At 74.9% G+C, this 24049-nt stretch carries 21 protein-coding genes; 11 read left to right on the top strand and 10 right to left on the bottom strand.

The window, feature by feature from the left end; all coding sequences use genetic code 11:
- Positions 1-374 precede the first annotated feature (374 nt).
- On the bottom strand, positions 375-899 hold the full coding sequence (locus AB0G63_RS12750) for a hypothetical protein (RefSeq protein ID WP_360748595.1): 525 nt from the start codon (positions 897-899) through the stop codon (positions 375-377).
- A 234-nt stretch (positions 900-1133) separates the two neighbouring features.
- Here AB0G63_RS12750 and AB0G63_RS12745 point away from each other — a divergent pair, with 234 nt between their 5' ends.
- Both AB0G63_RS12745 and AB0G63_RS12740 read left to right on the top strand, forming a co-directional pair.
- Positions 1134-3515: an excinuclease ABC subunit UvrA gene (locus AB0G63_RS12745; RefSeq protein WP_360748592.1), complete on the top strand. Its 2382-nt coding sequence runs from the start codon at positions 1134-1136 to the stop codon at positions 3513-3515.
- A 217-nt stretch (positions 3516-3732) separates the two neighbouring features.
- Positions 3733-4884: an acyltransferase family protein gene (locus tag AB0G63_RS12740; protein ID WP_360748589.1), complete on the top strand. Its 1152-nt coding sequence runs from the start codon at positions 3733-3735 to the stop codon at positions 4882-4884.
- A 15-nt stretch (positions 4885-4899) separates the two neighbouring features.
- Here the strand turns inward: AB0G63_RS12740 and AB0G63_RS12735 are convergent, their stop codons facing one another.
- A complete protein-coding gene (locus tag AB0G63_RS12735; RefSeq protein WP_360748586.1) occupies positions 4900-5418 on the bottom strand; it encodes an N-acetyltransferase family protein in 519 nt (172 codons plus the stop codon).
- Between AB0G63_RS12735 and AB0G63_RS12730 the strand changes: the two genes are divergently transcribed.
- Both AB0G63_RS12730 and AB0G63_RS12725 read left to right on the top strand, forming a co-directional pair.
- On the top strand, positions 5417-6007 hold the full coding sequence (locus AB0G63_RS12730; RefSeq protein WP_360748583.1) for an XRE family transcriptional regulator: 591 nt from the start codon (positions 5417-5419) through the stop codon (positions 6005-6007). The genes AB0G63_RS12735 and AB0G63_RS12730 overlap by 2 nt on opposite strands.
- Complete coding sequence (locus AB0G63_RS12725) at positions 6004-7299, top strand: MFS transporter (RefSeq protein ID WP_360748580.1); 1296 nt, start codon at positions 6004-6006, stop codon at positions 7297-7299. Before AB0G63_RS12730 ends, AB0G63_RS12725 begins: the two co-directional genes overlap by 4 nt.
- Before the next feature lie 199 nt (positions 7300-7498).
- On the opposite strand, the gene AB0G63_RS12720 is transcribed toward AB0G63_RS12725, so the two are convergent.
- Together AB0G63_RS12720 and AB0G63_RS12715 are read right to left on the bottom strand one after the other, a co-directional pair.
- Positions 7499-8521 (bottom strand): Gfo/Idh/MocA family oxidoreductase, encoded by a 1023-nt coding sequence (locus tag AB0G63_RS12720; protein ID WP_360748577.1) that lies wholly within the window; start codon positions 8519-8521, stop codon positions 7499-7501.
- A gap of 406 nt (positions 8522-8927) precedes the next feature.
- On the bottom strand, positions 8928-9542 hold the full coding sequence (locus AB0G63_RS12715) for a vitamin K epoxide reductase family protein (RefSeq protein WP_360748574.1): 615 nt from the start codon (positions 9540-9542) through the stop codon (positions 8928-8930).
- A 1288-nt stretch (positions 9543-10830) separates the two neighbouring features.
- Between AB0G63_RS12715 and AB0G63_RS12710 the strand changes: the two genes are divergently transcribed.
- The 3 genes from AB0G63_RS12710 (at position 10831) to AB0G63_RS12700 (ending at position 14169) form a co-directional block, all read left to right on the top strand.
- Complete coding sequence (locus AB0G63_RS12710; protein ID WP_360748571.1) at positions 10831-11334, top strand: hypothetical protein; 504 nt, start codon at positions 10831-10833, stop codon at positions 11332-11334.
- Between the two features lie 266 nt (positions 11335-11600).
- Complete coding sequence (locus AB0G63_RS12705) at positions 11601-12821, top strand: TIGR04053 family radical SAM/SPASM domain-containing protein (RefSeq protein ID WP_360748569.1); 1221 nt, start codon at positions 11601-11603, stop codon at positions 12819-12821.
- 448 nt (positions 12822-13269) lie between these two features.
- Positions 13270-14169 (top strand): universal stress protein, encoded by a 900-nt coding sequence (locus AB0G63_RS12700; protein ID WP_360748566.1) that lies wholly within the window; start codon positions 13270-13272, stop codon positions 14167-14169.
- Between the two features lie 77 nt (positions 14170-14246).
- On the opposite strand, the gene AB0G63_RS12695 is transcribed toward AB0G63_RS12700, so the two are convergent.
- From AB0G63_RS12695 to AB0G63_RS12685, 3 genes are read right to left on the bottom strand one after another with little or no spacing between them, the layout of a single operon-like run.
- Positions 14247-14699, bottom strand: coding sequence for a YbhB/YbcL family Raf kinase inhibitor-like protein (locus AB0G63_RS12695; protein ID WP_360748563.1), 453 nt, complete (start codon positions 14697-14699; stop codon positions 14247-14249).
- Between the two features lie 31 nt (positions 14700-14730).
- Positions 14731-15189 carry an archease gene (locus AB0G63_RS12690; RefSeq protein WP_360748560.1) on the bottom strand — a complete coding sequence of 153 codons (459 nt, stop codon included), beginning with the start codon at positions 15187-15189 and terminating at the stop codon, positions 14731-14733.
- 60 nt (positions 15190-15249) lie between these two features.
- A complete protein-coding gene (locus AB0G63_RS12685; protein WP_360748558.1) occupies positions 15250-15528 on the bottom strand; it encodes a hypothetical protein in 279 nt (92 codons plus the stop codon).
- Positions 15529-15792: 264 nt separating this feature from the next.
- On the opposite strand from AB0G63_RS12685, the gene AB0G63_RS12680 reads away from it, so the two are divergent.
- On the top strand, positions 15793-16590 hold the full coding sequence (locus AB0G63_RS12680; RefSeq protein ID WP_360748555.1) for an SAM-dependent methyltransferase: 798 nt from the start codon (positions 15793-15795) through the stop codon (positions 16588-16590).
- A gap of 165 nt (positions 16591-16755) precedes the next feature.
- Positions 16756-17631, top strand: coding sequence for a fructosamine kinase family protein (locus tag AB0G63_RS12675; RefSeq protein ID WP_360748552.1), 876 nt, complete (start codon positions 16756-16758; stop codon positions 17629-17631).
- Between the two features lie 189 nt (positions 17632-17820).
- Here the strand turns inward: AB0G63_RS12675 and AB0G63_RS12670 are convergent, their stop codons facing one another.
- The gene (locus tag AB0G63_RS12670; protein WP_360748549.1) at positions 17821-19992 is read right to left on the bottom strand and encodes a hypothetical protein; all 2172 of its coding nucleotides are present in this window, start codon (positions 19990-19992) and stop codon (positions 17821-17823) included.
- Positions 19993-20070: 78 nt separating this feature from the next.
- Positions 20071-21030 (bottom strand): LysR family transcriptional regulator, encoded by a 960-nt coding sequence (locus AB0G63_RS12665; protein ID WP_360748547.1) that lies wholly within the window; start codon positions 21028-21030, stop codon positions 20071-20073.
- A 117-nt stretch (positions 21031-21147) separates the two neighbouring features.
- Between AB0G63_RS12665 and AB0G63_RS12660 the strand changes: the two genes are divergently transcribed.
- Positions 21148-21843 (top strand): type 1 glutamine amidotransferase domain-containing protein, encoded by a 696-nt coding sequence (locus tag AB0G63_RS12660; protein ID WP_360748544.1) that lies wholly within the window; start codon positions 21148-21150, stop codon positions 21841-21843.
- A gap of 125 nt (positions 21844-21968) precedes the next feature.
- Here the strand turns inward: AB0G63_RS12660 and AB0G63_RS12655 are convergent, their stop codons facing one another.
- A complete protein-coding gene (locus AB0G63_RS12655) occupies positions 21969-22409 on the bottom strand; it encodes an SPW repeat protein (protein ID WP_360748541.1) in 441 nt (146 codons plus the stop codon).
- Positions 22410-22755: 346 nt separating this feature from the next.
- Here AB0G63_RS12655 and AB0G63_RS12650 point away from each other — a divergent pair, with 346 nt between their 5' ends.
- Positions 22756-23853 (top strand): MerR family transcriptional regulator, encoded by a 1098-nt coding sequence (locus AB0G63_RS12650; protein ID WP_360748538.1) that lies wholly within the window; start codon positions 22756-22758, stop codon positions 23851-23853.
- The last annotated feature ends 196 nt before the right edge of the window (positions 23854-24049 follow it).

Below are 24049 nucleotides of genomic sequence, written 5' to 3'. Positions count from 1 at the left end.
CATGACTGCTGCGACGACGTGTTTTCCCCGCGAAGCGCCCTGGTGACCGGAGGCGCCGGCGCCTGCTGAGTACGGGCACCGAACTCGACTGCGCCGACAACCTGCCGTCGGGTTCACGCGAGAACATCGTCCACCTCGAGGGCGTACCCGGGTTCCGGTACGTCGACTGCGAGGTGTGCGACCCCTGGGCGCCGGCCCTGCTGCCCGGTACGTCAGTCGGCGGTGCCGCTCCAGCACTCGTGCGGTGCCGCGCAGGCCGGTGACGCACCCGTGCGTGCGAGGTGGCCGTGCGTGCGAGGTGGCCGTGCGGTGCCGCGCCCGGCCGGTGCCGCGCCCGCGCGGTGGCGTGTCCGGCCCGTGACGGGGTCGGCATGTCAGCCGGGGCCGTCGCCGCCTCTCGGGTGGGTGTCGAGGAGGGGGCCGCCGCAGGTGGGGCACCGGTGGTCCGGCCTCGCCCGGGGCGCGGTGCCGCGGCCGGCGGTCAGTTGCAGGGCCAGCTCCACCGCGGCCGGCACGAACAGCGCGCCCGAGCCGTCGGGCGGGACCAGCCAGCGCAGCCGGCCGGCGGTCCGGTGCGGCGCGGGCACCGCGACCCAGGTGCCCCTGCCCGAGTAACGGACGCCGGAGCCGATCCAGCGGCCCGCGGGATCCGGCGGGAGGAAGAAGGCAACCCGGCGGGCGACGGTGTCGGCGAGCGCGGGCCCGGGCGGCTGGGGGATGCCCAGCAGCGCGTCCAGGGCCGGGAGCGCCAGCTCCTCGGGCACGCTCAGCACGTCCCAGAACCGTCCGCAGCCCAGCACCGCGACGCCCGACTCGCCGTGCCACTGCCGTTTGCACTCCCGGGGGTCGTTCGCGGCGGCCGCCAGCCATTCCATGGCCTGCCGCGTGGCGGTCTGCATGGTGTCCCTCCGCGATCCGTGTGCCCGCACGAACGGGAACCGGCTGTTCCCGGCCGAGGCGGCCGGTACCCGCCCGTTCATGCTGGTGGACAACTCGATGCCGGGGAAGGGGTGGCGAACCGTGGCGAATGCGAACCGGCGCCTTCGGTCAGGAATGGAGAAGCACGCACCGCACCTTCCCACCTAGCCTGACGGCCATGGCGGTCCCGAGCTACGGATGGAGACAGCAACAGCATGGCCGAGAAGACCGACGCCCAGTCGCCCGCGCCGCACGTCGCCGACAGCCACGACCTGATCCGCGTGCACGGCGCGCGTGAGAACAACCTCAAGGACGTCAGCGTCGAGATCCCCAAGCGCCGGCTGACGGTCTTCACCGGCGTCTCCGGCTCGGGCAAGAGCTCGCTGGTGTTCGACACCATCGCCGCCGAGTCGCGGCGGCTGATCAACGAGACGTACAGCGCCTTCGTGCAGGGCTTCATGCCGACGCCGGCCCGGCCCGAGGTCGACGTCCTCGACGGGCTGACGACCGCGATCATCGTCGACCAGCAGCGGATGGGCGCCGACCCCCGCTCCACGGTCGGCACCGCCACCGACGCCAACGCCATGCTGCGCATCCTCTTCAGCCGGCTCGGCGAGCCGCACATCGGCCCGCCCAGCGCGTACGCCTTCAACGTCCCCTCGGTGCGCGCCAGCGGCGCGATCACCGTCGAACGCGGCGACAGCAAGGCCGTGAAGGCCACGTTCACCCGCACCGGCGGCATGTGCACGCACTGCGAGGGCCGGGGCACGGTCACCGACCTCGACCTCACCCAGCTGTTCGACGACTCCAAGTCGCTGAACGAGGGCGCGATCACCGTCCCCGGCTACAAGGGGGGCGGCTGGAACCACCGGCTCTACAGCGAGTCGGGCTTCTACGACCCGGACAAGCCGATCGGCAAGTTCACCGAGCAGGAGCGGCACGACTTCCTGCACCGCGAGCCGACCCGCATGAAGATCGCGGGCATCAACATGACCTACGAGGGCCTGATCCCGCGGATCCGGAAGTCCATGCTCGCCAAGGACAAGGAGGCGATGCAGCCGCACATCCGGGAGTTCGTGGAGCGGGCGGTCACCTTCACCACGTGCCCCGGGTGCGACGGCACCCGGCTCAGCGAGGGCGCCAGGTCGTCGAAGATCAAGGGGATCAGCATCGCCGACGCCTGCGCCATGGAGATCCGCGACCTGGCCGAATGGGTCGGCGGGCTGTCCCAGCCGTCGGTGGCGCCGCTGCTCACCGCGCTGCGGCAGACCCTCGACTCCTTCACCGAGATCGGGCTCGGCTACCTCTCGCTAGACCGGCCGGCGGGCACGCTGTCGGGCGGCGAGGCACAGCGGGTGAAGATGGTCCGCCACCTCGGCTCCTCGCTCACCGACGTCACCTACGTCTTCGACGAGCCCACCATCGGCCTGCACCCGCACGACATCCAGCGGATGAACGACCTGCTGCTGCGGCTGCGCGACAAGGGCAACACCGTGCTGGTCGTGGAGCACAAGCCGGAGACGATCGCGATCGCCGACCACGTCGTCGACCTCGGACCGGGCGCCGGCGCGGGCGGCGGCACCGTCTGCTTCGAGGGCACCGTCGAGAACCTGCGCTCCGGCACCACCGTCACCGGACGCCACCTCGACGACCGGGCGAGGCTGAAGGACACGGTGCGGAAACCCACGGGGACGCTGGAGATCCGCGGCGCGTCGGCGAACAACCTGCGCGACGTCGACGTGGACATCCCGCTGGGTGTCATGGTCGTCGTCACCGGCGTCGCCGGCTCCGGCAAGAGCTCGCTCGTGCACGGATCGATCCCCGCCGGGGCGGGGGTGGTGTCGGTCGACCAGAGCCCGGTCAAGGGCTCGCGGCGCAGCAACCCCGCGACGTACACCGGCCTGCTCGACCCGGTCCGCAAGGCCTTCGCGAAGGCCAACGGCGTCAAGCCCGCCCTGTTCAGCGCCAACTCCGAGGGCGCCTGCCCCACCTGCAACGGCGCCGGGGTCGTCTACCTGGACCTGGCCGTGATGGCCGGCGTCGCCGCCCCGTGCGAGGACTGCGAGGGCAAGCGGTTCCAGCCCTCGGTGCTGGAGTACCGCCTCGGCGGCAAGGACATCAGCGAGGTGCTGGCGATGCCGGTGGCCGAGGCCCGGGAGTTCTTCGGCGCCGGCGAGGCGCGCACCCCGGCCGCGCGCGCCGTGCTGGACCGGCTCGCGGACGTCGGCCTCGGCTACCTCACCCTCGGCCAGCCGCTGACCACGCTGTCCGGCGGTGAACGGCAGCGGCTGAAGCTGGCCGTGCACATGGCCGACAAGGGCGGCGTCTACGTCCTCGACGAGCCCACCACCGGCCTCCACCTCGCCGACGTCGAGCAGTTGCTCGGCCTGCTCGACCGGCTGGTGGACTCCGGCAAGTCGGTCATCGTGATCGAGCACCACCAAGCGGTCATGGCGCACGCCGACTGGATCGTCGACCTCGGGCCCGGCGCCGGCCACGACGGCGGCCGCATCGTCTTCGAAGGCACCCCCGCCGACCTCGTCGCCGCCCGCTCCACCCTCACCGGCGAGCATCTCGCGGCCTACGTCGGCGCCTGACCGGGCCCATCGGGCCCACCGGACCCACCGGGCCCACTGGACCTACCGGGAACACCGGGCCCATCGGGCCCGCCGGGAACACCGTCCGTCGCCGCCCGCAAGATCGCGGTGGCGGACGGAGTCCGTCCGCGCCCGGGTTTGAGCGGCCGGAACGGGGTCATCAGGATGCCTGGAGCGTCCTGCCGGCGTCTCCCCGGTGCGCGTCAGGTGAGGGGTGTTGGGTCTGTCCGGGTTCGTGCGGGAGGAAACCGCCGGTCGAACGCAGCCGCCGCCGGGCGGCTCCCCGCAACCACAGGCCGCGCCGCCCGCGGCCGCCGGCGGGAGCGGACAGCGGCGGGACGCGTTCTTCGACAACGCCAAGTACCTCGCGATCGTGCTCGTCGCGATCGGGCACGCCTGGGAGCCGCTGCGGCACGGCAGCCGGACCGTCACCGCGCTCTACACCGTCGTCTACGCCGTCCACATGCCGGCCTTCATCGTCGTCTCCGGCTACTTCTCGCGCACCTTCGACGCGTCCCCCGCGCGGATCAGGCGCCTGATCACCTCGGTGGCCGTCCCGTACGTCGTCTTCGAGGTGGCCTACACCCTCTTCACGCGGTGGTCCGACCACGCCCCCGACCGCGCGGTCACCCTGCTGGAGCCCCTGTACCTGACGTGGTTCCTCGCGGCGCTGTTCGTCTGGCGGCTGACCACTCCCGTCTGGAAGGCGGTGCGGTGGCCGCTGCCGCTCGCGCTCGCCGTCGCGATGCTGGCCACCCTCTCGCCGTCCATCGGCGACGACCTCGACCTGCAGCGCACCCTGCAGTTCCTGCCGTACTTCGTGCTCGGTCTGTGCCTGCGGCCGGAGCACTTCCGCCGGGTGCGGCGGTGGCGGACGCGCCTGCTCGCCCTCCCGGTGTTCGCCTGCACCCTCGCCGTGGTGTACCTGATGACCCCGAGGTGGGACTACGCCTGGCTGTTCCACCGCGACAGCGCCGAGGAACTGGGCGCTCCGGCCTGGTACGGCCCGGTGATGACGCTCGCGCTCTTCGGCTGCTCGACGGTGCTCGTGGCCTGCTTCCTGTCCTGGGTGCCGGGCCGCCGGACCTGGTTCACCGCACTGGGCGCGGGCACGCTGTACGGCTATCTGCTGCACGGCTTCGTCGTACAGGGCTCCAAGCCCTGGGGCTGGTACGCGCCGGCCTGGATCCACCGGCCGGCGGGCGCGGTCGTGGTGACCCTGGCGGCCGCCGCGATCGTCACGCTGCTGTGCACCGCGCCGGTGCGGCGCCTGTTCCGCTTCGCGGTGGAACCCCGGATGGAGTGGGCGTTCCGCCGCCCCCGCCGGGCTCCCCGCACCGCGGCTCGGCCCGTTCCGGGCGAGAGCTGAGCGGGCCGCGGCGGCTCAGCTCAGCGGCAGGTGCATGAGGGTCAGGTCGAGCCACCGGCCGAACTTGGTGCCGACCTCCGGCAGCGTGCCTGCGTGCCGGAACCCGAACCGTTCGTGCAGCCGGATCGAGGCCGTGTTCCCGGCCTCGATCCCGGCGACCACGACGTGGTGGCCGGCCTCGCGGGCCGCGGCGACGACCGTGCCCAGCAGCGCCGACCCGATGCCGAGCCCCTGCCGGTCCTCGCGGACGTAGACCGAGTCCTCCACGGTGTGCCGGTAGCCGTCGAACTGCCGCCAGGGCCCGAAGACCGAGAATCCGGCCACCTCGCCCGCCGCCTCGGCGACGAACACCGAGCCGCGCTCCAGGTGGGCGGCGAGCCAGGCGGCGCCCTCGGCCGCGGAGAGCGGGGTCAGCGTCCACAGGGCCGTCGAGTGCTCGACGGCGTGGTTGCGGATCACGCGGACGGCCTCGGAGTCCTCGGGCCGGGCGGGGCGTACGGTCACCGCCCGGTGCCTCTCATATAGTGGATTCATGTCCAACATAGTAGATCCCCTGGTCGACCGGATCGCCGCCCGGGTCCGCGCCGAGCGGGAACGGCGCCGGTGGACGCTGGCCCAGCTCGCCGACACCTCCGGGGTCTCCCAGGCGATGATCAGCCGGATCGAGCGCGGCGAGTCCAGCCCCACCGCCGTCGTCCTCGGCAAGCTGTCGGCCGCCTTCCAGCTCAGCGTCGCCTCCCTGCTCGCGCTCGCCGAGGGCGCGCAGGACGAGGCGCCCGGCGCGCCCGGCGTACGCCGCCGGGCAGACGCCGCCGAGTGGCGCGACCCCGCCACCGGCTACCGGCGCCGCCAGATCACGGGCCCCGGCTTCCCCGCCGAGATCGCCGAGATCAGCCTCCCCGCCGGGGCCCGCGTGCCCTACCCGGCCGCGGCCTTCGCCTTCGTACGGCAGGTCGTCTGGGTCCTGGACGGCCGGCTGACCTTCCACGACGGCGACACGGTTTACGAACTCCACCCCGGCGACACCATCGAACTCGGCGAGCCCGCCGAGCGCGTCTTCGCCAACACCACCGACAACGCCTGCCGGTACGCCGTCGTCCTCGCCCGCGACGTCCGGCCGTGACCCGCCCCCTGCCCCGGGGCGGCACGCTGCTGCTCGCCGGGCTCGCCGGCGCGGCCATCGCCGACAACTACGCCCTGCAGCCCGCCCTCGCCGAGGTCGCGGCCGACCTCGGCGTGCCGCTGTCCGTCATCGGCCTCGTGCCGACCGCCGCGCTCGCCGGGTGCGTGGCCGGCTTCGCCCTGCTGCTGCCCCTCGCCGACCACCTCGCCCCGGCGCGCCTGATCCCCGCGCAGCTCATCGCCCTGGCCGCCGCCCTCACGGTCGCCGCGGCCGCCCCCGGGGCCCCCGTGCTGCTGGCCGCCTACCTGCTCATCGGCGCGGCGGCGAGCGTCGCCGCCCATGCCGGAACCATCGCGGGCCGGCACGCCCCGCCCGGGCGGCGCGCCGCCGCCGTGGCAACCGTCGCGGCCGGTCTGTCGGCCGGCATCCTGCTCAGCCGTCTGACCGGCGGCGCGCTCGCCGACATCCTCGGCTGGCGGCGGATGCTCCTCGCCTCCGCCGCCCTGGCCCTGCTCGGCGCCGTCGCCGCGGCGGCGCTCCTGCCCCGGCAGCGGCCGCGGACCGACCGCGGCTACCGCCGCACGCTCGCCGCGCTGCCCCCGCTCCTGCGCCGCCACCCGCCGCTGCGCCACGCGGTCGCCGCCGGCGGGCTGTGGTACTTCGCCTTCAACCTCGTCTGGGTCGCCCTCGCGCTGGCCCTGGCCCAGCCGCCGTACTCCCTAGGCCCCACCGCCATCGGCCTGTACGGCCTGGCGGGGCTCCTGGGCCTCGCCGTGCTCCCGGTGACCGGGCGGCTCGCCGACCGCCACGCTCCCCGCGCCGTGATCATCGCCGGGCTGCTGGCGGCGGCGTGCGGAACAGCCCTGCTCGCCACCGGCCTGAACGCCCCGCCGGTCACGGCCGCCGGCCTCGCCCTGTGCGACGCCGGCTGCTTCGCCGCCCAGGCCGCCAACCAGAGCCGCGTCATCGCCCTCGACCCGCGGCGCTCCGGCAGCCTCAACAGCGTCTATCTCGTGCTCTACTTCATGATCGGCGCCGTCGGCACCGCCGTCGCGGCGCCCCTGCTGGCCGCCGTCGGCTGGCGGGGCACCGCGCTCACCGCCCTCGCCGCGCTCCTCGCGGCCGCCCTCCTCACGCGCACCTCGCGCGCCGACGCGGCAGGCCGCGTACCGCTTCCCGCCCGACGCGCAGGAGGCTGCCCGGCCCTGGACGGGGACCGGGCGGCCGCGGCGCCCGGCACCGCCGGGAGCCACCCTGGAGGGGACTCCGGCAGACGCCCGGACGGTTCCTGAACGGGCCGGACCGCGACCCAGGGGAGGGTGCCGCGGATCCGGCCACCCGCCCTCCGACGCGGGTCCCACCGCGGCGACCGCCCGCGCGCCCGGTCGCGGCGGAGGGCCTGGCCGGAGCCACGGCCGGAGCACGGCCGGGGACCCGGCCCACGAACGCCGTGCCACCGGCCTGAGGGGGACGACGCGCGCGGGCGCCGGTTCAGGCGGGCGCCAGCGCGGGTTCGCCGGTCTCGCCGGGGTAGCGGACGCCGATGCGCTCCCGGAGCGCGTCGAGCGTCCGCATGACGGCGAGCGTGCCGTCCAGGGGGACCATCGGCGACTCGGTCTCACCGGCCCGCACGGCGCGCATGACCTCCAGTGCCTCGTGGCGGAAGCTGTCGACCCGCCCGTCGGCCGGGTCGGCGGTGAACTCCTCGGGCGCGTGCCCGTCGCGGTGCAGCACGAACCGGTCGGCGTGGAAGAAGGAGTGCGGCAGCTCGATCCGGCCGCGCGAACCGGTCACCGACGCGGTCCTCGGCGAGTCGCCGACGATCGAGCAGTGCAGCAGCGCCTGCGCGCCGGTGTCCCACGACAGCAGGGCGCTCGTCTGCAGGTCGACGCCCTCCGCCGACAGCACCGCTTGCGCCGTCAGGTCCGCCGGCTCGCCCAGCAGCAACTGAGCGAACGACACCGGGTAGACGCCCAGGTCGAGCAGCGCGCCGCCGCCCTGCGCCGGGTCACGCAGCCGATGCGAGGGCGAGAAGGGCCCGCTGATGCCGAAGTCGGCCTGCACCGCGCGCACTTCGCCGATCGCCCCGTCCCGCACCAGCGCCGCGACGCGGCGGATCACGGGGTTGCAGTACATCCACATCGCCTCCATCAGGAAGCTTCCGCTCCGTCGCGCCAGCGCGACCAGTTCCTCGGCCTCGCGCAGGTTCAGCGTGAACGGCTTCTCGCACAGCACGTTCCGCCCCGCCTCCAGGCACAGCCCGGCGGCGGCCCGGTGCGCCGAGTGCGGGGTGGCGACGTAGACGACATCGATGTCGGCGTCCTGGGCGAGCGAGTCCCAGTCGCCGTAGGCACGCGGGATGCCGAACCGCTCCGCGAAGATCCGGGCCGACTCCGCGCTGCGCGAGGCCACGGCCACGACCTCCGCGTCCGGCAGGTCCACCAGGTCGGCGGTGAACGCCGCCGCGATCCCCCCGGTCGCCAGAATGCCCCATCGCACGGGTTCCCCGGCCATGCCCCACCCCTTGTCCTGTACCTCGGCCACCTCGACTGTGATCGCGAGGATATCCGGGCGGGCGGTGCGCGGGCAGTGCGGGCAGTGTTGACGGGGAGGGCCTCAACCGCTTCTCGCGGCTCCTGATTGCGCGGTGCGCAGCTCCCGGGCTGCTTCCCCGCGTCTGTCCGGGTCCTCCCCGTCCCCTCAAGGAGATCATCGCGGCGCCGGTGCCCGACAGGGCCGTCCGGCCCGGCATGCGAGGGCCGTCCGGCCCCGCCCGCGGTGGCCCGACGGCCCGCCTGTCGGACGGCCCGCCCGTCGGACGGCCCGCCTGTCGGACGGCCCGCCCGTCGGACGGCCCGCCTGTCGGACGGCCCGCCTGTCGGACGGTCCGTCTGACCGACGGCCCGACGGTCCGGGCCGGTCACAGAAGAGTGCTCCAGTAGGACCAGAACCGGGTCAGGAACAGCGTCGCGATCAGGCCGTACCAGGCGCCCAGCAGCATCCAGTGCGTCTCCAGGACCAGGCGCAGCGCACCGCGGCCGCGGGCCGGCACGGGGATCACGCCGTCGCGGAGGTTGTGCAGCGTGACGTACCAGAACAGTGCGATGGTCACGGCCCACACCACGGCGCAGTACGGGCAGATGCGGTTCAGCTCGAACAGCGAGACCTGCATCAGCCAGTGCACGAACACCACCGCGGTCAGCGCACCGGCGTTCAGCGCCAGCCACAGCCACCGGCTCAGACGCGTTCCCGACAGCACGGCCACGCCCAGCACGGCGACCACGGCGAACGCGCTCAGCCCCAGCAGCATGTTGGGGAAGCCGAACAGATTGCCCTGCGGGCTGGACATGGCGCTGCCGCAGCCCACGACCGGGCTGATGTCGCACAGCGGCTGGTAGGCCGGGTCCTTCAGCACGCGCCAGTCGATGACGGTCAGCTGGAAGGAGGCGAACCAGCCGACCAGACCGGTGACGGTCATCAGCAGGCCCGTACGCCTGCCGGACCGGGGTGGGGCGGGCGTGTCGGCGGCGAGCACGGGCGCTCCTTTCTTGTCGGGATTCCTGTCGGGACCCCTGCCGGGATTCCTGCCGGGAGCCGCGCGCTCGTGACGGGCATGCGGCGCCGTCCGGTACCGCGGCCGGTCCGCCCGGCCGGGCTGTCCGCGAGACGCCCGGACGCTAGCGGGCTGCCCGGCCTGTGCACGTGGGCCGAACGCCCCCGTACGCAAGGCCGTTGGGCCCCTCCCCGGGCGGTCCTCCGGGGACCGCCGGCCGCACCGGCAGGGGCTGTCCGGCCCAGGTGCCGGCCTGCACGGCACGACGATGCTGAGTCCCGGCCGGCCGGAAGGCGTCCGGTCTGTCCGGCCCCGTCTTCTCGTGCCCAGGGCCGCGGCAGGCGCGGCGCGTCTCCGGACCGGCCGCCGTCCGGCTCCACCGTCTCGGCCGGACGAGCCATCCGCCACGTCCCGGCGCACGCGGCCGGTGCGGGCCGGCCGCCGGTCCCACCGGCCGCGCCGGGGACGTGGCGGACCGGCACCCCAGCCACCGGACGGCCGACGGCCGCGACCCGCAGGAGGCACCGGTTGAGCACGCTTCCCCTCGCCTCGGTGCCCGGCGGCCCCGGAAACCGCCGCAGCCCGGCCCGCCGTCCCGGCCGGCGAGTCGGCCGGGACGCCGGCCGGGCGCCCGGAACCGCTGCTCGCCGCCGCGCACCGTCTGCCGGAGGGCTGTCTGCCGGAGGCCGCCTGCTCGTCGAGAGCCTGGTCGTCGGGGACCGCCGCACCACAGAGCCGGTCGACACCCCGCGCACCGCGCCCGCCGCGCCTGCCGCGGCGGCCGACCCCCGTGCGCCGCGGGTCCGCTTCGCGGAGCACGCCGCCGAGGACGACGGTCGTGTCCCGCCGCTGCTCGCCGAGGCGGCCCAGGTCTCACTCGCCCAGCCGCTCACGCACCCGGGCCGTCGGCCGGCGCAGGACCCCGTGCGCCCGCCGCCGTCGCGCCGGGACGGCCCCGCCGCGTGCGGGGGACCGCCGAGCCCGGGTGGACCCGTACGGCGTACGGCACGACCTGCGCCGCGCGACCGTGTCCGGTGTACTGGACGCCGTGACCGCGAGGCGCGCCCCGGCGCCGGCGGCACCGTACGACCCGGCGCGGCCGGCGGCCCGGACCGAGCGGCACGACCCGGGAGTCCGCGCGGGCGAGCCCCTGCGGCGCGACCGGACGACGGCGTGTCGCGCTCGGCCGCCGCTGACCGGAGCACGACGACCTCCCGCGGAACGCAGCCGAAGTCCGCGGAACCCGGCACAGAGAGAAGGAAGCCACCTCATGGACGGTGCACACCGCCGGAGCAGCACCCTGATCGGGGCGATCGGCCTGGCCGTCGCCGCCGCGGGGCCCGTGATGCTCGTGCGCGGCCGCCGCGGCCGCAAGGAGATCCGGGCCGAACTGGCCGCCCAGAAGATCACCTTCCCGGACCACGGGCTGCCCGCATCCCTCGCCTGTTTCGCGGGCCGGCCCGTGCAGACCGGGATCGAGGCGCACGCCTACGCGGAGCTGATCAAGGACCACGTCGTTCATGCCACCGGTGGGCGGACCTACGCCGAGATCACCGAGGAACTGCACGCGGGCGGGGGCGACGACGAGAAGCTCGCGCGGCTGCGGCAGACCGCCTTCATGGGCGAGACCCTGCGCGGGTCCCTCATGTCCGCCTACCAGGCATGGCATCTCACCACACTGGTCACCGGCCTGGGCGCCCTGCTCACCGGCCTCGGCGCGGCTCTGTTCGCCACCTCGCGGGCCCTCACGCCCGACCGCGCGCACCGCCGCTGAGCCCGGATCCGCCGGGCAGGGACCGTCGGCCCTCGCATCAGGGCACATCGGCCGCCGCGGGACCGCTCCGCGAGGGCGGAAGCTGGGGCCGAACGAACCGGAGGTTGTCCCGTGCACGATCATTCCGAGCACCCGCTCGGCCGCCCCCGCCCCCGTCGCTCGCGGTGGGCACCGCGCACGGTCCGGTCCGGTCACCGTCCGGCCGCCCGCCTCGTCTGCCCTGACCCCGGGGCGGCCGGACCCGGCATCCGGCCGGCGGTGCCGCGGTGAGCGCGGCCGGCCAGGCCCTGCGACGGCAGCGCCACGGCGCGGGGGAGCGGCCGTTCATCGTCATCTGGGAGTCCACCCGGGCCTGTCCGTTGGCCTGCCGGCACTGCCGCGCCGAGGCGGTGCCGGACCGTGACCCGCGGGAACTGGACACCGCCGCCGCGAAGGACCTGCTGCGCCAGGTGGCCGCCTTCGGGCGGCCCGCCCCGCTGTTCGTGATCACGGGCGGCGACCCGTTCCAGCGACCGGACCTGACGGAGCTCGTCGCGCACGGCGCCGCCGTCGGCGTCCGCGTCGCGGTCTCCCCCTCCGGCACCCCGACGCTCACCGAGGAGCGGCTGCGCGCCCTGCACGCGGCGGGCGCCGTCGGCCTCTCGCTCAGCCTCGACGGCTCCACCGGCGAGGTGCACGACGCCTTCCGGGGGGTGCACGGCGTCTACCGCTGGACCCTCGACGCCTGGGACGCGGCTCGCGTGATCGGCCTGAAGGTGCAGATCAACACCACGGTCGCCCGGCACAACCTGCACGACCTGCCCGGCATCGTCCGCCTGGTCGCCGACCACGGGGCGATGCTGTGGAGCGCCTTCTTCCTGGTGCCCACCGGCCGCGGCCGCACTCTCGGCGCGCTGACCGCCGACGAGGTCGAGGACGTCCTCAACTTCGTCCACGACATGGGCCTGACCGTGCCCGCCAAGACCACCGAGGCCCACCACTTCCGCCGCGTCGCCCTGCAGCGCCGGATCCTCGCCTCGCGCGGCGAGGACCACGTCGAGGCGCTGCGGCTGGGGCCGTTGTACCGGGAGCTGAGCGAACGCGCCGCCGCCCTGGGGCTGACCGCCGCCACCCGGCGCGCCCGGCGCCCGCCGCTGGACGTCAACGCCGGCCGCGGCTTCGTCTTCGTCTCGCACACCGGCACCGTGCATCCCAGCGGCTTCCTGCCGCTGGGCGCCGGGAACGTGCGCGAGACCCCGCTGCCCGACATCTACCGGACGTCGGAGCTGTTCACCGGGCTGCGCGACGCCGGCCGGCTGGGCGGCCGGTGCGGGGCGTGCGAGTTCCGGCAGGTGTGCGGCGGCTCCCGGTCGCGGGCGTACGGCGTGACCGGCGACCCGTACGCCGAGGAGCCGTGGTGCGGCTACGTCCCCGGCTCCTTCCCGCACCAGCGGGAACTGGCCGCACTGCTGTCGAACGGTGACGCCCGCGCGGCCACGGCCCGGTAGCTCAACACCACCCGACCGGCCCACCGACCGCGTCCCGGGCCGGCCCACCGACCGCGTCCCGGGCCGCCGGCCCCGGCCATCCGGCCCCTCTTCCGGCTGCGGGCGGCTCCCGTCCCTCACCCGGTGCGACGGCCGACCGCGCCGCGCCGCCGCCGAGGCATGCCGCCGGGCCGTCGGCGTGCCCGGCGGCATGCCTCGCGCGGGCTCACCGCGACCGGCGGATCCGGCGGTTCCGGCGGTTCCGGTGTCGAAGACAGCGCCTCCGGGTACGCGGCCGCAAAGGGAACGGCGCCGCCACGCGCGCAGGAGGCGCGGGGCCGGTCCGGCGCCGGCGCCGTTCCGGTGCCTCCGAGGGACGCATCATCGGCCTCATCGAACGCGAACGGGCCGGCCGCCCGCCCGTCCGGTGGGCGGAACCCGGCCCCTGGTGACGGACGGAGTGCCTGCCATGACCGACGCACGCCGAGGAACCGTGGTCGTCGGAGTCGACGACTCCGCGCACACCTGGCTCGCCGCCGAGTGGGCGGCTCACGAGGCGGAGCTGCGCCGCAGCGTGCTCAGGCTCGTGCACGCCGCCGGGCCCGGCACGGAACTCGGCCGAGCCAGGACGGGGGCGGGGCTCACCGAGCAGGTCCTCGAGGGCGCCACCGGACTGCTGGACGCCACCCGGGAACGTCTCGCCTCCAGCCGCCCGGGCCTGCAGATCGACACCTTCCTGTCGCAGGACGCCCCGGCCGAGGGCGTCCTCGCCGCCGCCGAGGACGCCGACCTGATCGTGGTCGGCAGCCGTGGGCGCGGCGGCTTCGCCGGGCTGCTGCTCGGCTCGGTGAGCCTGAAGGTGGCCGCCCACGCCGACCGGCCCGTGATCGTGGTGCGCGGCGGCCGGCAGCAGCCCCGGCACGAGGGCATCGTGGTCGGCGTCCGGGACGACCGGGACGAGGAGGCCGTCCGGTTCGCCCTAGCCGAGGCGGAGCTGCGCAGGGCCGGTGTCCGGCTGGTGCACGCCTGGACGCCGCTCGGCCAGGCCGGGCTGATGGTGCCGCAGGTCGACCGGATCGACGAGGAACGGCAGGCCCACGCCCAGCTGCTGAACCACGTCGCCCGGCCCGTCGCCGACCACCCGAAGGTGCACGTCGACACCGAGCTGACCGTCGACACGCCGGCGGGCGCGCTGGTGGACGCGTCACGGCAGTCGGGGCTCGTGGTGGTGCCGCGGCACCCGGCCGAGGGCCGGCTCGGTCTGCACCTGGGCTCGGTGGTCCACGCGGTCCTGCACCACGCCGTCTGCCCCGTGGCCGTCGTCCCCACGAACCGGAGCCGGACGCAGCCGCCGGCCCGCCCCGCGTGAAAACGACGAGACGGCGAGACACAGAGCAGGCCCGGAACCGGCACCGGTCGCCGGAGCGACCGGCACACGGGGCGCGGTCAGCGTCGGTACAGGGCGACGACGGTGCCGTCGGCGAGCTGGTGTTTCTCGACGGCCCGGTGCACGTCCTCGGCGCCGGGGGCGCCGGACAGGCCGCACGGCTCGGCGAGGGCGTACAGCCGGAAGAAGTAGCGGTGCGCCTCGTCGCCGGGCGGCGGGTGCGGCCCGCCCCAGCCCCGCCGGTCGAAGCCGTTGACGAGCTCGGTGCCGCCGGGCGGGCCCTCGCCCTCCGCGACGCCCTCGCTGCGCGGGTCGATGCCGACCACGATCCAGTGCACGAAGGTGCCCGACGGTGCGTCGGGGTCCTCGCACAGCAGCACCAGCTCGGCCGCGTCGCCCGGGACGCCGCTCCAGGTCAGCGGCGGGGAGACGTTCTCGCCCTCCAGGGCGTAGCGGCGTGCGATGAAGGCGTGGTCGTCGAACGCTTTGCTGTGGAGTTCGATGCCGGACATGTGACCGGAGTACCCCCGCCGGAGCGGGGCCTCACATCACGTCCACGGTCACCGCGCACGACCAGCCGTACGCGTCGGGGGCGATGCGCAGCTCGTGCCACGAGGCGTTCCGCGGCAGGGCGCCGGCGCCTTCCGCGCCCGCCGGACGGGCCACCGCGAGGCGCACGTCGAGGCCGTCGTCGGTGGCGTCCGCCTCCACGTCGACGGGCACCTCCCCGTAGGTCTCCAGCCGCCCGACGACCTCGTCCAGCAACGCGGACAGCAGGTCGTCGTCGCTGGCCCCGGCCAGGCGTATCCGCTCCACCGCCCTGGGCCGCACCGCGCCGACGTCGACGAAGCACTCCACCACGCCCAGCACCGCCTCCGCCATGCACCGCTCGCGGCTCGTGCCCCATGCCTCGATGCGGACGTCGGCGGCCCGCGGCACCGACCGGTGGCCGCTGGAGCCCTGCCGTCGCTCCTGCCGTTCGTCGTCCGGGTCACCGACCATGATCACCGCCTCGCAGACGTGTGCTTGCCCGCATGCCCGTCAGCCCGCCCGGCCGACGGCTCAGGTCCGGGTGTCCGGGCCCGCCGTCTCGTGGAGCACCGCCTCCCTCCGCTCGTACCCGTGCGGCTCGTGGCGGTGGTGTGTCGCCGCGGCCACGCCCAGGCAGAACAGGAGCGCCAGTGCGAGACCGGAGCAGAAGATCGCCAGAGCGTTCATGGTGGCGATGTGGTTGCCGAGCACCGACACCTGGTACTCGGGCCCCCCGGACAGGTTGCCGGTGATCAGCAGCGCGGTGAAGGCGGCGGTGGCTGCGGCGAGGAGCAGTCCGATAAGACGCATCCGAGTCATCTCCTCAAGAGAGGTCTTCCAGCCGTGCGGGTACCCCGGCCCCGCCGGGCCATACGGGCTCGCGGCGACGACGAGGCGGGGGACCGCCATGTGGTTCCGCGACCGCGTGGACCGCTCTTCGATACGACCCCGCCCGGCCCCCGTCCGCACCCCCTTCGCCTGCGCAACTACGGTCATGAGCAGGAGAGTTCGTGTGGGAAACTGTCGGCAACCGCCCGTGCGCGAGGTCGCGGCGGTCGTCGACGGGAGGGCAGTGTGGGACAGGACGGGGTCCGCGCCGAGGAGATCGACACCGGCAGGCCACACCCTGCGCGGATCTACGACTACCTGCTGGGCGGCAAGAACAACTACGAGGTGGACCAGCAGGCCGGCGAGGCCCTCGCCGCCGCCGCGCCCGAGGTGCGCATCGGCCTGCGGGCGAACCGCGCCTTCCTGCAGCGCGCCGTCCGGTACGTCGTCGGCAGCGGCGTCCGCCAGATCCTCGACATCGGCACGGGGCTGCCCATCTCACCCAACGTGCACGAGGTCGCGCGCGAGGTGGCGCCGGACGTGCGGGTCGCCTACGTCGACAACGACCCCATCGTCAAGGCGCACGGCGACGCACTGCTCAGCGGTGCCGGCACGACCAGCATCGCGCTGGCCGACCTGCGCGACCCGCGGGCCCTGCTGGACCACCCCGACGTCCGCAGCGTCATCGACTTCGACCAGCCCGTCGCCCTGCTGCTGGTCGCCGTCGTCCACTTCCTCACCGACGCCGAGAAGCCCGACCAGATCGTCGCCACCCTGTGCGAGGCGCTGCCGGCCGGCAGCTACCTCGTCCTCTCGCACGTCACCGGCGACTTCGCGGACCGCACCGCGGCGCAGGCCGTCTACAACAAGGCCACCGCCACCCTGAACCTGCGCACCCGCGCCCAGATCGAGCGGTTCTTCGACGGCTTCGAACTCGTCGAGCCCGGCCTGGCCCAGATCCCGTTCTGGCGCCCGGACACCCCGCCCCCGCCCCGCTCGGAGGAGATCGGCTTCTACGCCGGTGTGGGGCGCAAGAACGCCTGACCCCGACCACGTCCCCACCGCGCACCCAGGGTACGGCGGAAAGGGCGGTCACCGCCGTACCCTGGTCGCCGTGCCCCACCCCGACCGCACCGGACGTCTCCGCCGGTCCGCGCCCGCCGTCCGCGCGACGGTGACGACCGGACTCCAGGGCCCGGAGCGTGCCGGATGAACGCCCGCCGGACGGCCGCCGGCGGTGACGGGCCCGCCGCCGCGGCGGCGCGCGTCACCGGGTGCGCCGTGCGCGGCGAGCGCCGCCTGTCCGCCGTGCTCGCCGAGGTGACCCTGGACGACGGCCGGCCGGTGATGGTCAAGCGCGGTGACGAGCTCGCCGTGCGGGCCGAGGAGGCCGGGCTGCGCTGGCTGGCCGCGGCCGGCGCGGTGCGGGTGCCGCACGTGTACGGCCGCGACCGGCACTGGCTGGTGACCGCCCGCGTGCCCGATGGCCGGCCGACGCCCGGGACCGCGCTGCGGTTCGGGCGCGAGCTGGCCGCCCTGCACGCGGCGGGCGCGCCCGCGTTCGGCGCCCCGCCGCCCGGCGGACCCGAGGACGCCCGCATCGGCCTGGCCCCCATGCGCAACGTCCCCGGCACCGACTGGCCCCGCTGGTACGCCGAGCACCGGGTGCTGCCGTATCTGCGTCGCGCGGTCGACGCCGGCACCGTCCGGCCAGCCGAGGCGGCCGTCGTCGAGCGGCTCTGCGAGCGGCTGCCCGCACTGGCCGGACCCGCCGAGCCGCCGGCCCGACTGCACGGCGACCTGTGGAACGGCAACGTGCTGTGGGACGGGGAGCACGCCTGGCTGATCGACCCGGCCGCGCACGGCGGGCACCGGGAGACCGACCTGGCCATGCTCCATCTGTTCGGCTGCCCGTACCTGGAGCACGTGCTCGACGGGTATCAGCGGGCCGCGACGCTCGCCGACGGCTGGAGAGACCGCGTCGGGCTGCACCAGCTGTTCCCGCTGCTGGTGCACGCCGTGCTGTTCGGGCGCGGTTACGCCGAGCAGGCCCTCGCCGCGGCCCGGGCGGCCGTCGCCGAGTGAACCACGACCGAGAGCCCACGACCGAGAGCCCACGACCGAGAACTCCGAGCAGACCGAAGGGGCGCCGCACGGCCCGGCCGTACGACGCCCCTTCGGTCACGTCGGCGGCGAGGAGAGCGAACGGACTACGTCAGAAAGGAGTTGAGAAGGAAGCCCGTTCATGGCCTCGCCTGCCAGCCACCCTAACAGTCATGCGGGGATCAGGTCGCGCAGGTTTTCCGGGGTGACGACGCGGGAGTCCGGGTGCAGTCCGTCGGGCCGTTCCAGACCGATGTAGGTGACGGGGCCGTCCGGGACCGGACCGCCGTCCCACAGCGTCACGTCGGCCCCGCCGGCGGCCATCAGGTCGGTGAGGTGCCGAACGGTGAGGTACTCGCGCTCGACGATGCCGCGCAGCAGCGTCGAGAGCGTCACCCGGATCCCCTCGACCTGGTTGCCCGTGTCCAGGCCCCTCAGGTACAGGTGCAGCCACCGGGCGGTCCAGCGGCCGTCCCGTTCCCGCCGGAACGCCAGCGGCACCGCTACCCGCCCCGGCCCGCGCAGCTCCGACTTCATGCGCACGGTGCGCGGTTCGAACGGCCGGCCCCGCTGCTCGCCCTCACGCAGCATGAAGCCGAAGAAGGACTCCTCGACCTCCTCGAAGCCCTCGCCGGCGAAGATGTGGACCTGCGGCACGATGTAGGTGCTGCGCACGGCGCCCAGCCGGAGGTTGATGAACTCCGAGGCGCCGTCCGGTGCTTCGGTGATGTCACCGGAGTGCTCGCCCTCGTACTGGCTCAGCGCGGTGTACGACAGCCAGGCGGTGGTCCGGTACCGGGCGTCCAGCATCAGCGCCGACAGGTCGAAGTCCGTGCGGAGTTCGGCCTGCTTCCAGTACACGAAGAAGCGCAGCAGCTCGCCCTCGACCGGGGAGACGGAGCCGCGGGGCAGCACGCCGAGCCCGGCCGCGGTCGCCCTGCCGCTGAGCGGAAGCGCCACGTCGAGGACGTCCGGGTCGACCAACAGGCGCTGCGGGGACGGCAGTCGGCGGCCCATCTCGGCGTCGAGGGCGGAGATCAGCCGCGCCCGCTCCGCCGGCAGCACCGGCGGGCGCTCGTCCGCGGTGACCCAGGCGCGGCCCAGCCGGTTGACGAAGACGCGGCGCTCGCCGGTCTGCCGGGCCCGGTTGTGCAGGTGCTCGCGCACCGCCAGCACGACCCGGCCGGCGACCAGGGGGGCGACCTGCTCGGCGGCGGCCACCACGGCGTCCCGCTCGTCCTGCGTGAGGGCCATCCGCAGCAGCCGGTCCAGGGACCTGAACAGCTTGCCCGGCGCGGACTTCAGCAGCTCCGTCGCGCCGGTGACGTCGTACATGCCCAGCAGCTCCTCCACACGGCTGTCGAAGGAGCGCGCCCGCTGCTCGCCGCGGGCGACGGCGAACACCTCTGCCGCGTACGGCCACTTGGGGTACTCGTGCGGATGCAGGCGCTCGCCGAGCCGCTTGAACGCCTCCCGGTGCGCGTGCACGTCCGCCAGCTTGGCGGGGGCCGCCGCGACGACCGCGTCCAGGCCGGCGAGCAGGGCCCGGCGGACCGGGCGGGGCAGCGTACGGAACCGGGTCGGCTCCCGCAGGGTCACGTCGCCGCCCGACAGCGCACAGGCCAGCCGCAGCACGTCGGTGACGGTGTCCAGCAGGAGGTCCGCGCCGGCCGTCAGGCGGGCCCGGTTGACGACCGCCCGGTTCTCCCGGACCGGGATCGCCTCCGGCTGCGGCCCGTCCACGCAGGCCCCGGCGAGGGTCTCCAGGTCGCGCAGGCCGTCGTCGCCCAGCGGCGTTCCGCTGCCCGCCAGCGCCAGGTACAGGCCGGTGACCTCCTCCCGCGGCGGCCCGCCGAGGTGCAGGACGGTCATCCGGTCGCCCGCCGCCGCGATCAGCTCGTCGTGCGCGGCGAGCATCTCCTCGTAGGTGTGCCGGTAGGTGCCGTAGGAGGGCAGCGTGAGCAGGTCCAGCACGCCGCCGCGCAGCTGGGTCAGCGTGCTCTCGCGGGACGCGTCGTCGGCGAGCGCCTCGGTGACGCAGCGCATCCAGAAGTCGACGGTGTCCGGCACGCCGGCCGGGAAGTCGACGAAGTACGTGTTGTGCCGCACGTGGTCGCCGGTCATCTCCCGTACGGTCCGCAGCGTGCGCACGGCGGTGTCGACGACCGTGCCCTCGGACAGCCCCGACAGGCGCGTCAGCAGATCCGCCGAGAGCTTGAAGCCCACGGACATCAGCACGGCGTCGAACTGCCGTGCCGCGACGTCCCCTTGCCCGGCCGGGCCGGACGGCAGCGGGAGGCGGTGGGTGTGGCGTACGACCAGCTGTTCGAGGTTCTGGGACATTGCGGCATGATCCCAGGGCCGCACGGGCCGGCGCACCGGGGTTTTCCGGGGCGGCCGCGGGGCGGCTCCGGGGCGCGCTCAGCCGTCGCGCGCGGTCCGCAGCAGGTGGTCGCGGACCAGGGTCACGTGCGGGTTGGCCAGAGCGCCGGGGCGCTGCACGAGGAACGCGGTGTTGATCGGAGGGTCGTCCGGGGCGTGCAGCGCGACCAGGGCGCCCGAGGCCAGTTCGGCGGCGCACAGGTAGCGGGGCAGGACCGTGAAACCCGTGCCGCCGGTCACCGCCGCCTTCACCGCGTTCAGGTCGGGCATGGTGACGGCCGCCTGGCACACCAGCCGCCGGCCGAAGACATGGCGCCAGTAGCGGCGGACGATCGGCAGGTCGTCGGCGTAGGCGACCAGCGGGACGCCGTGCAGGGCGGCGGGCCCCGCGGCGGCGATCCGGGCCGGCCCGCCGATGCGCGCGGCCCGGGCGGGCGAGGCGACCAGCACGAACTCCTCGTCCGACAGCGGCGTGGAGACCAGGGCGCGGCCACGCGGCCGGAACGTGGCGATCACCAGGTCGTGGTGGCCGGCCCGCAGCTCCGCCAGCAGCGGCTCGGTCAGGCCGGGGGTGATGCGCAGCCGCACCCCTCGGTCGATCAGCGGGGCGATGCCGGGCAGGACGCTGTGGGTCAGCAACTCGTTGGGGCCGGCGAGGTGCACCGGCTCCGGCGGGTGGTCCTCCGCGGCCCCGCCCGGACCGGCGACCGCGGCGAGGGCGTCCAGCGGTTCGACGACGCGGGCGGCGAGCTCGTCGGCGTGCGGAACGGGGGAGACACCGCGTGCCTGCCGCTGGAACAGCTCCCGGCCCAGCTGCCGCTCCAGGGCGCGCACCTGTGTGGTCACCGTGGGCTGGGACAGGCCGAGCAGGCGGGCCGCGGCGGTGAAGGAGCCGGTGCGGTAGACGGCCAGGAACGTGCGCAGCAGGTTCAGATCGAGCGCCGCCGCGCCGCCGGCCTGCCCCGCTTCCTGGCTGCCATCGGCTTCCCTATCTCTCATATGGGCGAGCCTATTGGAATCCAATGGCTCGGCGGGCATACGGTCGACTGCGGCGCCGCACCGACGACCTGCCGCGCGGCGTCGGCGGCACCCAGGCAGCGACCCGAAAGAGACACCATGTCGAAGATCCTTTTCGTGATGACCGGCGCCGACCACTGGACCCTGGCCGACGGCACCAAGCACCCCACCGGCTTCTGGGCCGAGGAGGCCGTGGCCCCGTACGAGGCGTTCAAGGCGGCCGGCCACGAGGTCGTCGTCGCCACCCCGGGCGGTGTCGTGCCGCCCGTCGACCGGGCCAGCCTCGCGCCCGAGGCCAACGGCGGGCAGGAGAACGCCGACCGCATCGCCGCCGCGCTCGACGGGATGACCGAACTGCGGCACCCCGTGCGCCTGGAGGACGTCGACCTCGACGACTTCGCCGCCGTGTTCTACCCCGGCGGCCACGGCCCGATGGAGGACCTGGCGGTCGACGCCCAGTCCGGCAGGCTCCTGACGGCCGCCCTTCACTCCGGCCGGCCGCTCGGCGTCGTCTGCCACGGCCCGGCCGCCCTCCTCGCCGCCACCGGGGACGACGGCGCCAACGCCTTCGCCGGATACCGCGTGGCCGCCTTCACCAACGCCGAGGAGACCCAGGCCGGACTCGCCGGGAAGGCCCGCTGGCTGCTGCAGGACCGGCTGACCGAGGCCGGCGTGCAGGTCGAGGAGAAGGAGCCGTGGACGCCGAACGTCGTGGTCGACCGCAACCTCGTCACCGGCCAGAACCCGGCCTCCTCCGCCCCGCTGGCCGCGGAACTGCTCAAGAAGCTCGGCTGACTCCGCAGGGCGGCACAGCGAAACGGCCGGTCCGCCTCACGCGGACCGGCCTGTGTGTCGTCCCTTTCTCGTTCTCGCTGTGTCACGTGCTCGTTGTGCTGCCACGGCTCGTTCCCGCCGTGCCGCTACGGCTTGGGGGCGCTCCTCGCCGCCGTGCCGGCGCACACGAGCCCCAGGATCACGGCCAGGGCGCCGATGACGACGTTGTTCCAGATGATCCCCGCGTCGGGGCCGGTGCCGACGATCCACGGGGCGATGATCATCCAGACGCCCAGTGCGGACATGGCCCAGCTCAGGCCGTACATGCGCTCGGGTGCGGCGGTGAAGCCGAGCCCCAGCAGTCCGATGGCGATGCCCACCACCAGGTTGTGGGTCATGAGCGCGGGCTGGCTGGTCGTGTAGTGGAGTATCCAAGGGGATACCGCGCAGTACAGACCGAGCAGGAACACCGGTCCGTCCACGAGCGCCACGTCGCGACCGCCGAGCACACGGGCGTAGCGCGCCCGCATTTCGATGACGTCGGGGTGACCGGCCATGTCGCCCTTGGTGCGCGAGACGTTGGCCATGACTCGCCTCCTTCGGTTCGCAAGTCTGACCGCGTCGGCTTGTCGATTGCCGATGTGCCGATTGTCGATGTGTTGATCTCGGGTGCGGTGCGCGTTAAGCGCCGCCTGACACCATTTTGCGCTTATTCGCCCCTTATGTGTAGAGGCCGGCGTCGAGGCGTGAGGGGCGGGTGCGGAGGGCGGGCAGGATGCGACGTCCGCCCGGGCCGTACCGGGGGCCGGCGGGCACCTGCGGCCCGGGCGGCCTCGGGGCGTCTGCCGGGGAGGCGGCCCCCGGTACGCCCATGGTCGGAGCCGGGGAGCAAGGTCATCAACTCGCATCGATTCTGCGTCGTATAGTCGCCCCATGAGCGAGCCACCCGCCGCCCCGGACCTCGGCGCCGGCCGGGCTTCCCACAGGGCCGACGTGCCCCTGACGACCGGCGCGCTGGCCCGTCGGCTGGGCGTCTCGCCCACCACGCTGCGCTCCTGGGACCGCCGCTACGGCATCGGCCCCGCCGTCCGCGCCGACGGCCGGCACCGGCGCTGGACCCCGCGGGACGTGGCGGTGCTCGAGGCGATGTGCCGGCTGACGTCCTCCGGCGTGCCGCCGGCGGAGGCGGCCCGTGCCGCCCGGGAGACGGCCGGCTCGCCCGCCGCGATCAGCGTGCCCGAGGAGCCCCAGGAGCCCCAGGAGCCCCAGGAGTCTCCGGAGTCTCAGGAGGCCCGGTCGGCACGGGAGACCCGGGAGCCCGAGGCGCACGGCCCTTCCACCGCGGCCCGCACCCTGCCCCTCGGCGACGTGCGCCAGGAGTGCCGGGGCCTGGCCCGCGCCGCCGTACGCCTCGACGCCCCGGCCGTCGAACGGCAACTCGCCGTCGCCGTGGAGCAGTACGGCATCGCCGTCGCCTGGCAGGAGGTGATGGTGCCTACGCTGCACGCGGTGGGCCGCAAGTGGGCGTCGTCCGGCGACCGTTACGTCGAGGTCGAGCACCTGCTGTCCTGGCACGTCTCCACGATCCTGCGCCGGTGCACCCCGCCCCCCGGACGGCAGGGCGACTCCCCGGTGGCCGGGCCCGTCGTCCTCGCCTGCGTGCCCGGCGAACAGCACACCCTGCCGATCGAGGCGCTCAACGCCGCCCTCTGCGAATTCGGCCTGCCTACGCGGATGTTCGGGGCCGCCGTGCCCGCGGAGGCGCTCGCGGCTGCGGTGCAACGGCTCGGCCCGTCCGCCGTCGTGCTGTGGGCGCAGGCGCGCTCCACCGCGAGCCTGCCGCTGGCCCGCCACATCGCCGGCACCCGGTGGGGGGTCAAGGGCGCCCGCAGACAGCCGCTGGTGGTGCTGGGCGGGCCCGGCTGGTCCGGCCCGTCGGCGCGGGGGCTGCTCAGACCGGCGACCCTGAAGGACGCCCTGGACATCGTGTCCGGCGCGGCGAGGGGCGAGACACCGGCCGAGCGGGGGTGACCACCGCCCGCCCGTCCAGACCGGCGCGGGGCGGACACCGCTCCTGCCCGGTCCGGGCTCGGTTCGGGGCGGAGGTTGCCCCTGTCCGGCGTCTGGGCTTGTCTGGGGGCGGGGACTGCTGTTGGCCGGGGTCTGGGCTTGGTTCGGGGTGGAGGCCGCTCGTGTTCGGCGTCCGGGCCCCGGTTCGGGGCGGAGG

The organism is Streptomyces sp. NPDC020996 (assembly GCF_040641355.1).
Classification (GTDB): Bacteria; Actinomycetota; Actinomycetes; order Streptomycetales; family Streptomycetaceae; genus Streptomyces.
This window is presented reverse-complemented; position numbering and strand designations above follow the sequence as displayed.

Coding starts and splice junctions, on each gene's coding strand:
- AB0G63_RS12710 (WP_360748571.1), top strand. CDS start 10,831: ATGGACGGTGCACACCGCCGGAGCAGCACCCTGATCGGGGCGATCGGC.
- AB0G63_RS12655 (WP_360748541.1), bottom strand. CDS start 22,409: ATGGCCAACGTCTCGCGCACCAAGGGCGACATGGCCGGTCACCCCGAC.
- AB0G63_RS12685 (WP_360748558.1), bottom strand. CDS start 15,528: ATGCGTCTTATCGGACTGCTCCTCGCCGCAGCCACCGCCGCCTTCACC.
- AB0G63_RS12675 (WP_360748552.1), top strand. CDS start 16,756: ATGAACGCCCGCCGGACGGCCGCCGGCGGTGACGGGCCCGCCGCCGCG.
- AB0G63_RS12720 (WP_360748577.1), bottom strand. CDS start 8,521: ATGGCCGGGGAACCCGTGCGATGGGGCATTCTGGCGACCGGGGGGATC.
- AB0G63_RS12730 (WP_360748583.1), top strand. CDS start 5,417: ATGTCCAACATAGTAGATCCCCTGGTCGACCGGATCGCCGCCCGGGTC.
- AB0G63_RS12735 (WP_360748586.1), bottom strand. CDS start 5,418: ATGAATCCACTATATGAGAGGCACCGGGCGGTGACCGTACGCCCCGCC.
- AB0G63_RS12650 (WP_360748538.1), top strand. CDS start 22,756: ATGAGCGAGCCACCCGCCGCCCCGGACCTCGGCGCCGGCCGGGCTTCC.
- AB0G63_RS12690 (WP_360748560.1), bottom strand. CDS start 15,189: ATGGTCGGTGACCCGGACGACGAACGGCAGGAGCGACGGCAGGGCTCC.
- AB0G63_RS12665 (WP_360748547.1), bottom strand. CDS start 21,030: ATGAGAGATAGGGAAGCCGATGGCAGCCAGGAAGCGGGGCAGGCCGGC.
- AB0G63_RS12660 (WP_360748544.1), top strand. CDS start 21,148: ATGTCGAAGATCCTTTTCGTGATGACCGGCGCCGACCACTGGACCCTG.
- AB0G63_RS12750 (WP_360748595.1), bottom strand. CDS start 899: ATGCAGACCGCCACGCGGCAGGCCATGGAATGGCTGGCGGCCGCCGCG.
- AB0G63_RS12745 (WP_360748592.1), top strand. CDS start 1,134: ATGGCCGAGAAGACCGACGCCCAGTCGCCCGCGCCGCACGTCGCCGAC.
- AB0G63_RS12700 (WP_360748566.1), top strand. CDS start 13,270: ATGACCGACGCACGCCGAGGAACCGTGGTCGTCGGAGTCGACGACTCC.
- AB0G63_RS12670 (WP_360748549.1), bottom strand. CDS start 19,992: ATGTCCCAGAACCTCGAACAGCTGGTCGTACGCCACACCCACCGCCTC.
- AB0G63_RS12695 (WP_360748563.1), bottom strand. CDS start 14,699: ATGTCCGGCATCGAACTCCACAGCAAAGCGTTCGACGACCACGCCTTC.